This window comes from Methanobrevibacter sp., from assembly GCF_036307625.1.
Taxonomy (GTDB): domain Archaea; phylum Methanobacteriota; class Methanobacteria; order Methanobacteriales; family Methanobacteriaceae; genus Methanocatella.
Genome location: NZ_JAXJXF010000154.1, coordinates 24946 through 35778, shown reverse-complemented (window position 1 = coordinate 35778; position 10833 = coordinate 24946). Strand labels below are relative to the sequence as shown.

The 10833-nt window shown below is 33.7% G+C and carries 12 protein-coding genes; 2 read left to right on the top strand and 10 right to left on the bottom strand.

The genetic code is table 11. The features are described 5' to 3' along the window. From UIB65_RS09840 to UIB65_RS09820, 5 genes are all read right to left on the bottom strand, one after another. Positions 1–498, bottom strand: a 498-nt coding sequence (locus UIB65_RS09840) for a DegT/DnrJ/EryC1/StrS family aminotransferase (RefSeq protein ID WP_330041315.1), incomplete at its 3' end; no start/stop codon positions are given. Continuing rightward, the gene (locus UIB65_RS09835; RefSeq protein WP_330041313.1) at positions 491–1672 is read right to left on the bottom strand and encodes a hypothetical protein; all 1182 of its coding nucleotides are present in this window, start codon (positions 1670–1672) and stop codon (positions 491–493) included. The genes UIB65_RS09835 and UIB65_RS09840, both read right to left, overlap by 8 nt. Positions 1673–1724: 52 nt before the next feature. Then, the gene (gene guaA, locus UIB65_RS09830) at positions 1725–2651 is read right to left on the bottom strand and encodes a glutamine-hydrolyzing GMP synthase (protein ID WP_330041311.1); all 927 of its coding nucleotides are present in this window, start codon (positions 2649–2651) and stop codon (positions 1725–1727) included. A gap of 1 nt (position 2652) precedes the next feature. After that, the gene (locus tag UIB65_RS09825; protein WP_330041309.1) at positions 2653–2913 is read right to left on the bottom strand and encodes a hypothetical protein; all 261 of its coding nucleotides are present in this window, start codon (positions 2911–2913) and stop codon (positions 2653–2655) included. Continuing rightward, positions 2906–3478, bottom strand: a complete 573-nt coding sequence (locus tag UIB65_RS09820) for a GMP synthase subunit A (protein WP_330041307.1) — start codon at positions 3476–3478, stop codon at positions 2906–2908. The genes UIB65_RS09825 and UIB65_RS09820 overlap by 8 nt, the downstream gene beginning before the upstream one ends. 143 nt (positions 3479–3621) lie before the next feature. Between UIB65_RS09820 and UIB65_RS09815 the strand changes: the two genes are divergently transcribed. Then, complete coding sequence (locus UIB65_RS09815; RefSeq protein WP_330041305.1) at positions 3622–3768, top strand: hypothetical protein; 147 nt, start codon at positions 3622–3624, stop codon at positions 3766–3768. Here UIB65_RS09815 and trxB read toward each other — a convergent pair. The 3 genes from trxB to UIB65_RS09800 all read right to left on the bottom strand — a co-directional run bounded on the left by trxB (position 3765) and on the right by UIB65_RS09800 (position 5796). Further along, a complete protein-coding gene (trxB, locus tag UIB65_RS09810; RefSeq protein WP_330041303.1) occupies positions 3765–4682 on the bottom strand; it encodes a thioredoxin-disulfide reductase in 918 nt (305 codons plus the stop codon). The genes UIB65_RS09815 and trxB overlap by 4 nt on opposite strands. Positions 4683–4716: 34 nt before the next feature. Next, positions 4717–5256, bottom strand: coding sequence for a glutathione peroxidase (locus tag UIB65_RS09805; RefSeq protein WP_330041301.1), 540 nt, complete (start codon positions 5254–5256; stop codon positions 4717–4719). An 81-nt stretch (positions 5257–5337) separates the two neighbouring features. Continuing rightward, positions 5338–5796, bottom strand: coding sequence for a MarR family winged helix-turn-helix transcriptional regulator (locus UIB65_RS09800; RefSeq protein WP_330041299.1), 459 nt, complete (start codon positions 5794–5796; stop codon positions 5338–5340). Between the two features lie 944 nt (positions 5797–6740). On the opposite strand from UIB65_RS09800, the gene UIB65_RS09795 reads away from it, so the two are divergent. After that, positions 6741–7589: a pyridoxamine kinase gene (locus UIB65_RS09795; RefSeq protein ID WP_330041298.1), complete on the top strand. Its 849-nt coding sequence runs from the start codon at positions 6741–6743 to the stop codon at positions 7587–7589. Between the two features lie 49 nt (positions 7590–7638). On the opposite strand, the gene gatE is transcribed toward UIB65_RS09795, so the two are convergent. Further along, the gene (gene gatE / locus UIB65_RS09790; protein WP_330041296.1) at positions 7639–9504 is read right to left on the bottom strand and encodes a Glu-tRNA(Gln) amidotransferase subunit GatE; all 1866 of its coding nucleotides are present in this window, start codon (positions 9502–9504) and stop codon (positions 7639–7641) included. 8 nt (positions 9505–9512) lie between these two features. After that, on the bottom strand, positions 9513–10823 hold the full coding sequence (gene gatD, locus UIB65_RS09785; protein WP_330041294.1) for a Glu-tRNA(Gln) amidotransferase subunit GatD: 1311 nt from the start codon (positions 10821–10823) through the stop codon (positions 9513–9515). Positions 10824–10833: the final 10 nt, after the last annotated feature.

Sequence of the window (10833 nt, the reverse complement as noted above, 5' to 3'; positions counted from 1 at the left end):
GATAATGATGTCTGAATAATTTCCATTTCCAAGTTTATGCTGCTTGTCTCCGATTCCTGCGGAGGCATCTTCAATTGTTGTGATTCCATTATTTTTGCAGTATTTTGAAATGGCTTCGGTGTCTTGTTCTGCACAGTATCCTGCAAAACTGGTATATATCAAAGCGGAATTTTCTTTAATTTCCAAATTGTCTAAATATTTGGGTTTTATAAGACCTTCATCTGTTTTAACAGTTTTGATGTCTTTTTTTAAGAATTTTGCAATTTGTTTAAATCCGTGCCATCCTCCTTGGTCTGGGATAATAATGTCTCCATCAATAGCTGCAAGAGCTATGAAAATACTGTTGTTTCCGCTTGAGGTAATTTTAACGTTTTCATGGTTTGTCAGTTCTTTTATTTTATCGATGCATGATTGCTCAAAGTTTTTAGTGTTTTCGCCTTTTGCAACTTCTGACATTTGTTTTAATGTTTTTTGAGAGGGGGTTTTAAATTTAAACATTTTTTTCACTTTTGAAATACATATCTAATGTGGTCTGTTTTGTGTGAAGCATTTCGTTTAGCAATGTTCCTTGTTTTACGTATCTGCTGATAGGTATTCTTAACTTTTCTCCGGAATATTTTAAACAATCTTCCAATGTTTCAAATTCCAGGTAAGGTCTCATCATTGCTTCTTTTATATTTTCTCTTACGTTGAATACTCCTAAAGGCACATATCCATCATATGCTTCCCTTAAAATTATAAGTCCAGATTGCTTTTTGATTTTTAAGAGATAATCAAGAACCGCCATTTTAGCAGTATAGTAACATCCTCCAACACGAGAATATTCTTTTTTGCCTCCGTTGGTTTCATAATCTGAAAATATTAACTCTTCGTTTCTCATTAATTTGATAAATGCTTCATACCATTCATATTGCCATTCAGTAGGTGTCAAAATTATGATGTAATAATTGTTAAGTGCTCCAAATTCAAAAACTCTATAAGTATCGAGCCTTTCGAATTTCCTAACTTCCTTTAAAAATTCATCCGCCAATGTGGAATCACATGCGGTAATTGACCATCTTGTGGGGACCAGTTTTCTTTTATTTTTTGTACCAATTGCACCAACAGAAAATGCCTTTTGCATTGCTGAGAATGGAACTTCCTTATTATGTAAATTTAAAACGGCTTCCGTTGCCTTCAAATCTGTATCATAGAATGTTTTTTCCAATTGTCTGTCCCATCTGACGGCATCAATGTCAAATTTCTCTATGACGGCACTTGGACCGTGTGGCATACTGTCTTCTGTAAGCATGGATCCAGTTGGGCGGCGTCCAAAAGTAGCTTCGCTGTCTATGGATTTTGATGCAAGGGATATGTCCTGAAGCTTTTCAACAAAAGGGTTTTCCAAATCATCAATTTTTATTAATTGTTTTCCTCTTACGAGATTCATCCTATAATTTATGATTTCATCTTGAGTTTTATTTTGCCCTATCCATGATTCCGGCGAATCCATGATGTATGTGTCGCCCATTTCACTGCTCATCATGGGTCCTGCATAAACTTTGGGGTATGACCATCTTCCGATAAATACTGATGGAGGGGTTGTTCCTTCAAGATTTTTTCCAACATTAACAGATTTCATTTGAATTTGTTCTGTTAATTTTGCTAAATATGCATTTTTTGTGGTTTTCATGGCAAATCTAATTAAAAAAAGTAAAAGTAAATACTATTAGTTAAAATAGTATTTAGCAGAATTCGATGGTTGCAGGTGGTTTGTCACTGATGGATAATGCAACGTGTGTGACTTCAGAAATTTCGGAAGTGATTCTTTTTGAGATTGTCTGAACGACATCCCAAGGAAGTTCAGGTACTGAAGCGGTCATTGCATCAATGGAATTGACAATTCTTACAATTACAAGGTATCCGAAGTCCCTTTGGTCTCCTTTTACACCAGTAACTTTTGTATCAGTTAATACTGCAAAGTATTGCCATACAGTTTCATCAAGGCCTGCTTTTTCAACTTCATCACAAACAATCTTGTTGGCTTTTCTACAGATTTCAACATTGTCTCTTGTTAATGCACCAACGACACGTACTCCAAGTCCAGGTCCTGGGAATGGTTGTCTGTAAACTGTTGTCTTTGGTAAATCGAGTTCATCACCGATTTCTCTTACTTCGTCTTTGTATAGGTCACGAATAGGTTCGCATAATTCCAATTCCATTCCGCTTGGAAGAGCTAAGTTGTGGTGGGATTTAATTTCACCTTTGGTTTCAATCCAATCTGGTGCAATTGTTCCTTGAACTAAGAATTTAGCTTCTGTTTTTAATGCTTCTCTTTCAAATACATCGATGAACACTTTTCCAATTATTTTCCTTTTTTCTTCAGGGTCTTCAACACCTTCAAGAGCATCCATGAATTCATCAGAAGCATCTACAAATTTGAAGTTTAATCTGTCTTTAAAAGTATTGGTTACTTGTTCAACTTCTCCTTCTCTTAAAAGTCCATGGTCTACAAAAATTGCAGTTAAGTTATCTCCAATAGCTTTTTGAACAAGAACAGAACATACGGAACTGTCCACTCCTCCGGATAATGCAATAATGGCTTTTTCATCACCGATTTGGTCTTTGATTTTTTTTATTGCATCTTCAATAAATTCTTTTGGACCTAACATTTTATTCCTCTTCTTCCTCTTCTTCGTAATCTTCAATAATTTGCTTAATCATAGCTTCAAGACCATTGTCATTTCCTGATTCAATGGCTTCAAAGATATCATCATATTTAACAAATTTTTCTAATTTTACAGATTTAGCACCTATTCCGGAAATTCTAAATCCGTATTCTTCATCACCAATAGGTATATTTACATATTGTCTTTTTAAACCAGCTTTGTTATCTTGTGCTTTTGTAGCCAAGTCTTCTGCGTTATCAATCATTATTACACCTTTCTTGACAGATTTTATAAAAATTTTCAAAAAGTATTGATCCTTTTGGAGTATGATGTACTTCGGGATGGAATTGAATTCCATATACATCTTTATCTTTATGTTTAAATGATTCAACATCACATAAGTTTGAACTAGCTAAGACTTCAAAATCTTGTGGGATTGTTTTCACTTCATCCTTATGTGAAGACCAAACATCCATTTCAGGAGCTAACTGTTTGAATAAGTTTTCATCGTTATTGATATTAATTTTCACTTGAGCATAACTTTCAGTATCTGAAGTTGTAACTTCCCCACCATATGCTTTTGCAATAAGCTGGTGTCCAAGACAGATTCCTAAAATCGGAATGTCAAAATGCTTGATGTATTCTTCACTCATACCTGCGCCTTCAAGTGAGGGTCCTCCACCCAATATCAATCCAATTGGATTTTTTGCTTCAATTTCTTCAATAGATAATTCATTTGAAACAAGTTCTGAGGGAATCTTGAGGTATTGCAAACTTCTTGCGATTCTATGGTTGTACTGTCCTTTATTGTTGATTACTAAAATTGTCATTTTATACTCCATGAAAATATAATAATATTATTTTTAGTTTTTTTATTTATTATATTTATCTAAGGAGTATTAAAAAAATTTAAAAAAAGTTTCATTTAATTCCACTTAAACTTTATATATGATAGTAAATATATTTGATTTATATGGAATTACAAGATTTAATATTTATTATAGTTGCTATTCTTATAGCGGTAGTTTTATTGAAGATTTTCATGTGGCTATTGCCGGTTATTGTAGTTGTGGTTATAGCATTTTTCATCTACATGTTTCTGTCTGAAAGATATCGTTAATTTTCTTTTATGTCGTTGAATGCAGAAGTTGCAGCCACTGCACCTTCTCCACATGCCACAACCCACTGTTTTAAACCTATACACACATCACCTATTGCATATACATAGTCTATGTTTGTTTTTTGCTCTTTGTCAATGATTATGTGTCCGGATTCATCTAGTTCAATTCCCAACTGTTTGGCAAGTTCTGTATGGGGGATATAACCAACGCTGATGAACACTCCGTTCACGGATAACTCTTGAAGTTTACCTGTTTTTGTATCTTTCAGGACAACTGACTCTACAAGCATGTCCCCTTTGATTTCTTCAACAGTTGCATTTAGTATGGTGTTGATGTTTTCTTCCCGAATCATGTTCTGAAGGTGTTTTTGTGCTCTGAATTCATCTCTTCTGTGAACTAAAGTGACATTGGCACCTAAATTTTTAAGATAGATTGCTTCCTGAAGGGCGCTGTTTCCTCCACCTACCATGATGATGTCACGTCCAGCAAAGAAAAATCCGTCACATGTAGCGCAGTAACTTACTCCCTTGCCTTTAAACTCTTCTTCACCTTTTGCATCTAGGTGTCTGTGGGAGCTGCCTGTTGCAAGAATGATTGTTTTTGTTTGATATTTGTCTTTAGTGGTTTTTACTGTGAAACGATATTCATCATCTGTTTTAATGATTTCAACGACGTCTTCCATTTCATGAAGTTCACAGTTAATGGTTGCTTGTGCTTTCATTTTTTCTATCAATTCCAATCCTGAAATGCTGTCGAAACCAGGATAATTTTCCATTTCAGGAACTTCACGACCGATTCCTCCGGCAAGGTCACGATCGATAATTAAATTGCGGGTTCCTTGGCGGCCGGCATAAATTCCTGCTGTTAGGCCTCCTGGGCCTGCACCGATTATAATGATATCATATTGTTCCATAGTTTTACCTCTTAAAAAATAATGGATTTAATGTTTAGATTAAATCCGCAATTGCTTTTTTGACATCGCCCAAATCTTCAGTAGGTTCAAATCTTTTAACGACATTGCCTTCACGGTCAACTAAAAATTTGGTGAAATTCCATTTGATGTCATTGTTGTCTTTATAATGTCTGTCTTTTGCTCTTAACATTAATTTTAATGCAGTTGCACCTTTACCCTTAATTTCGGTGAATGGCTGTTCATTTTTAAGGTATTCAAATAATGGATCTGCATTTTCTCCATTGACATCAATTTTGTCAAAGATTTGATATGGTACTAACCATTTGTTGCGGCATACTTCTGTAATTTCTTCGGTTGAACCTGGGGCCTGACTTCCGAATTGGTTGCATGGGAAATCCAGAATTTCAAAACCGTTGTCCTTAAATTCAGCATAAATTTCATTTAACTCTGTGTACTGTGGGGTAAAACCGCATTTTGTTGCAGAGTTTATAATCAACAGTACTTTGTCTTTAAATTCAGAGAGTGAAACCATGTTTCCTTCTCCGTCTTTTACTTCAAAATCGTAAATTGACATTGTTTTTACCTCTTAAATTTTAAAGACTTAACTAAGTTAAGACTTATATTATTATTTATATATGGGGTATATAAAGGTTACTTATTTTTTTATTTGTGTTGTCTGTTTGGTAATCTGATATAATTTTTCTTTGAATTCGAAAAGCTCATCATTATTGAATTTTTTACATATGTCCCTTTCCCATCCACAGGTCAATATGTTGATTTTTACAAATATTTCCTCTCCTTTGTCAGTTAGGGTAAGGATGTTTCTGCTTTTGTTGTTTTCATCTTTTTTCTTTTCAACGATTCCTTTTTTGACCAATTTTTTAACCATTTTAGCAATATTTGCTTCGGATACAAATAAGGTTTCCGCCAATTCTCGTTGTGAGATAGATGGAAAATACTTGATATTGTAGATGTATGTTAATTCGCCATGGGTTATTGAAACGTCTTTTAAGTTTTCTTTGAGGTAATTGTTGTAGCTTAATAGGATATATTCCATATACAAATTTATTGGAGTTAAAACAATTCGGTCTTCTTTCCATTCACCTTCAACCATATAAACACCACATTAACAGTAAATATGATGGAATGGTTATATAAAGTTGGTGGTATTTTTTTTCAATTTTCACATTGCTATATTTCTATTGAACTCTAAAATAAGATTGTATTCAATATTACTATCAATTTCACCCAGTTTTCAGTAATTGTGTTGTAATGTTTATAATTGGAAAACTTGTTCATTCAACAATCGAAAGGTGTGTTATGTGATATTCAATGTGATCGGTTTAATATGAAAAATGTTATTAAAATAGAATTTTTTAAAAAGAGAGGTAATTGGTGTTTAATTGGCATTAAACACCTATGTTTTGAGGAAAATTATTTTTTGGCAGATTTTTTTAATTTTCCATTGACTTGTATTTTGGGATTTGAAAATACTGTATTTTGGCAGAAATGTATTACAAATCCGACATTTTTGCATTTCTTAGGTTGTATCAAATTAGAGAAATTGTGTAAAAATCTAATTCAACACATTCTAATTTCGGAGATTAATCATATTGACTAATAATATGAGAGTATTTTAGGTACGTCTAAATATATGACTCTATGTAATACATATGTTGTCATCATATATAAATATTTCTATATTTTTTAGGTAATCCTAAATTCTCTTGAAATTATTTTTAATCGAATTGTTTTTTTTAAAAAAACAGTGAATTCGGTAAGTCATTAATTATTGTTCTTTTATCTATAATGTGCTTAGATTTTCTATATTATCACAATTGTTATATTTATATTGATATTTGATATATTCCGTTTATAAGAATAGTTGTTTTATTAATTGGACTCAATTAATGATTATAATTTTAAATATTCTTAAATTTAAATTTAAATGATTTTTAAATAGTTTTTATGGAAAATAAATTTGATAAAGTGTAAAAATTTATATATTAATAATTTAATATTACTAATATGACAATTGAAAATATTAGGTTGAATAAAATGAATGAAAATACAAAAATTTTAACTATCCAGGATATATCCTGTTTTGGACAATGTTCTATAACAGTAGCGTTACCAATAGTATCTGCTTTCGGAATTGAGACAGCAGTTCTTCCTTCTGCAGTGTTATCCACACATACTTCCGGTTTTGAAGGTTATACTGTTAGAGATTTGACAGAAGACCTTCCTGATATTCGTAAACATTGGGAAAAAGAAGGAATATATTTTGATGCAATTTATACTGGATTCATAGGATCAATAGAGCAATTGGATTATATTAAAGAGATTATTGATTCTAGACTTAAGCCTGACGGTCTTGTTTTTGTTGACCCGGCAATGGCTGATCACGGTGAATTTTATAATGGATTCGACCAGGAATTTGCAGATAAAATGGGTGAACTCTGTAAATTGGGTGATTTTATTCTTCCAAACACTACTGAAGCATGTTATTTATTACATAAACCTTGGAAAGAAGAATTTACTCATGAAGAAATGCTGGAAATGGCAAAGGAACTTTCTGATTTTACAAAAAAATATGTAATTCTTAAAGGTGACACACATAAAGAAAGCGAACTTGGAATGATTGTTTTGGATAAGGAAAACTCTTCTGTTGATATAGTATATAATGATAAGGTGGATTATGTCTCTCATGGAACTGGAGATGTATTTGCTTCTGCATTTGTAGGATCTACCATGTGTGGTAAATCTCCATCTTCCGCTGCAAAAATCGCAGGTGAGTTAACCAAAAAAGCAATTGAAAAGACTGTTGGGGATGAAACTCATACTTATGGAGTTAAATTCGAACAGGTAATTCCAGAAATATATAGTTTGTTAAAATCAATCGAATAAATTATTTTTTTTAAAAAAAAGAGTTAGTTGGAAACTCAATTGAGTTTCCTTAAATTAATTTTTGAATTTCTTCACGGACAATCTTGTTTACAAGTCCACCATCTGCTTTTCCTTTAAGTTGTTTCATACACATTCCCATTAAAGGACCCATTGCACCCATTTGACGTTCTTTTACCATTCCTTCATTGTTAGCTACAATTTCTGAAATGATTTTGATAACATCTTCATCGCTAAGCATGGTTAAGTTGTTTTTCTCAGCGATTTCTGCAATATCTGTTTCAGGTGTTTTAATTGTCTCGATAGCTAATTTACGCACACTATCTTTAGCGATTTTTCCATCAGCCAATAAAGTGAAAATACCTTTGAAGTGGTCTGAGTTTAATATGTTAATGTCATGACCTTCCCTTTTGATTTCTCTTAGGTCATATGCAAGAAGTGATGCCACTGGTGTTGCATCAACATCAACATCCGCTAAAATATCTTCAAACATGTCCGCTTCTTGTCTTTTAACTAGCTGTGTTGCTAAATCTTCACTCAAGTTGTATTCTTCAATGATTCTGGCTTGTTTGACATCAGGTAACTCTGGTAAATCATTAGCTATTGGTTCAATTCTTTCTGGTGTAATTTTAAACAATGGAATATCAGTTTCAAGGTACATTCTATTTGCAGTAGGAAGAGGTCTCATGTATTCTGTGTTACCATCATCAAGAGCTTTCCTGGTTTCTTCAACAACTCCTTCCAGTCCTAGATTTGCTCTTCTTTTGACTTCTTCTAGTGCGGATATTGCAATATCTTCATCATGTGCCACAATGATAAATGCATCCTCTTCACCAATGTTTAGGAATTCATTGACCTTGTCAACTTCTTCTTGGGTAATTCCGTAAGCAGGCAACTCATCAGAATGGAAGATTCCGGAAACACCACGTTTTTTGGCATAGCTTGCAATTTCAGTTCCAAATCTTCTGCCAGGTTGAACTTCACGACCAATTTGACCATCAAAACCTTTCAAAACAACTGCTTTAATTGTTTCGGCAGATTTTAAAATTTTGGATTCTGTATCTTCGAATAATTCATCCAGGTCATGAATCTCTTCTAAAACTTCAGCATTTCTTTCGGATAATTGTTTTTTAATATCGATTAATTCCAATTGTCTTGTAACTTCACGGTTTACAATTTCAGCCATCAAATCTAAATCTTGCACACCTTTAATTTCCACACGTGCTCCTTCAGCAATGGAAATGTTCAAGTCCTGCCTGATTGTTCCAAGACCTCTTTTAACATTCGTACTTCTCAATATTTGACCGAGCATATATGCAACTTCTCTTACCTGGTCAGGATGGTGCATTGAAGGGTCGGTTGTAATTTCAGCCAATGGTATACCTAAACGATCCAATCTAAATTCGGTAAAACCGTCTTTGGTTTCAACTCTTCTTGCTGCATCCTCTTCAAGGCCTAAACTTTCGATAACTACTTTTCCGTAAGGTGTTTCTAGGTAACCGTCAGTTGCAACCATACCAGTTCTTTGAAATCCTCCGGTGTTACTTCCATCAATAACCTGTTTTCTCATTGTATGAAATTCATCAACAATGTGCATGTTCATTAAACATGCGATAGTGATACAGATGTCCAATGCTTCTTCATTTAAACTGTGAGGTGGTTCATCATCGTTTTCAACAAGACAAGTATGTTTTTCAAAGTTTTCATATTTGAAATTCAATCCTCTAAGTGATTCCTGTAATGCTGCACGGTCGATTTCTCCAAGTTCAGATTGTGTTGGTCTTAATTTTCTTTGAATAAGTTCATCAAAATCATCATCAACAAGCTCTGTTTTACATGGACAGAATAACTTATGTTCGCTGTTTAACTGTTGGTGAATCTCAAGTCCCATTTTTAATCCTAATTTTTCGTAATCCATTGTACCACCTAATTTAAGAAATCCTTAATTGAGGATTTTTCAGAAAATTCACCTGCAATGTTGCTTTGCATAATCTCTTTCACTTTGTCGTAATCGTCATTTTGACCTAATGCCCAACATAATTTGACATATGTTGTTTCAGGGGTCATGTCCAAACCTGAGATGACTCCTGCATCAAGAATTTCACGTCCTGTTGAGTAAACATTCATATTTACTCTGCCGTAAAGGCACTGTGAAGTCATGATTACTGGAATGTTTTCGTCTTGTGCCCTTTTAAATGAGTCAATCAAGTTGTTTGGAACATGTCCAAGACCGGTTCCTTCAATAACAAGACCCTTATATCCTTTGTCAATGTGGTATTCTATGTATTCTTCGGATATTCCCGGGAAGCTTTTAATGAATCCAACTTTTTCTTCAATGTCTGTGTTGAGTTCCAATTCGTTAGCTCCACGTTTGGTGTAATTGTATTGTGGGTTGATGTTAACTTTTTTATCTTCAATTTTAGCTATCGGTTGAGCATTGATGCTTCTGAAAGTATCTCTTCTTGAAGTATGCATTTTTCTTACCTTTGTACCTTTGTGGAGGTAGGTATACTTGTCGTTCAAGCTTCCATGCATACAGACACTAACTTCAGCAATGTCTGATTTTGCAGCAACCACGGAATCAATTAAATTGATGTTTGCATCACTAGAAGGTCTGTCTGAACTTCTTTGAGCACCAGTAATGACAATTGGAACAGGTGTTTTCAACATGAAGCTTAATGCTGCTGATGTGTAATGCATGGTGTCTGTACCATGAGCTATTACAACACCATCCGCACCTTCGGAAATGTCATTAGCTATTTCTTTTGCAGCCTTTACCCAGTATTCCGGCTTCATGTTTTCACTTAAAATGTTATATAAAGCTTTAACATTGTAGTTGGCATAATCCAATAATTCTGGGTTTGCTTTAACGAGATCGGATGCTGTAAATTTAGGATGTACAGCACCGGTTCTGTAATCGATAACGGAGGATACTGTACCTCCAGTTGATACGATGGAGATGTTTTGTTTTGAAGGGTCATTTGGAATTTCTTCCTCATCATAACCTATTTTTGGTTTATCTCCTTTTTCAACAAGTTCTGCGGTAGTGCCTTCAATGGCCACGCCAATGTTGTATCCGCTTGATAGTTTAACAACCAAATATCCATCATCAGCATCTTCCGGTCTGTCAAGTAAAATACCAGTATATGAGATATCCTCTTTATTTACTTTGATTGTATCTCCTATACTTAAATCGTAATTTTCTATATATTTTTTAGCATTTTCTTTATATGTCATTAAATCACAC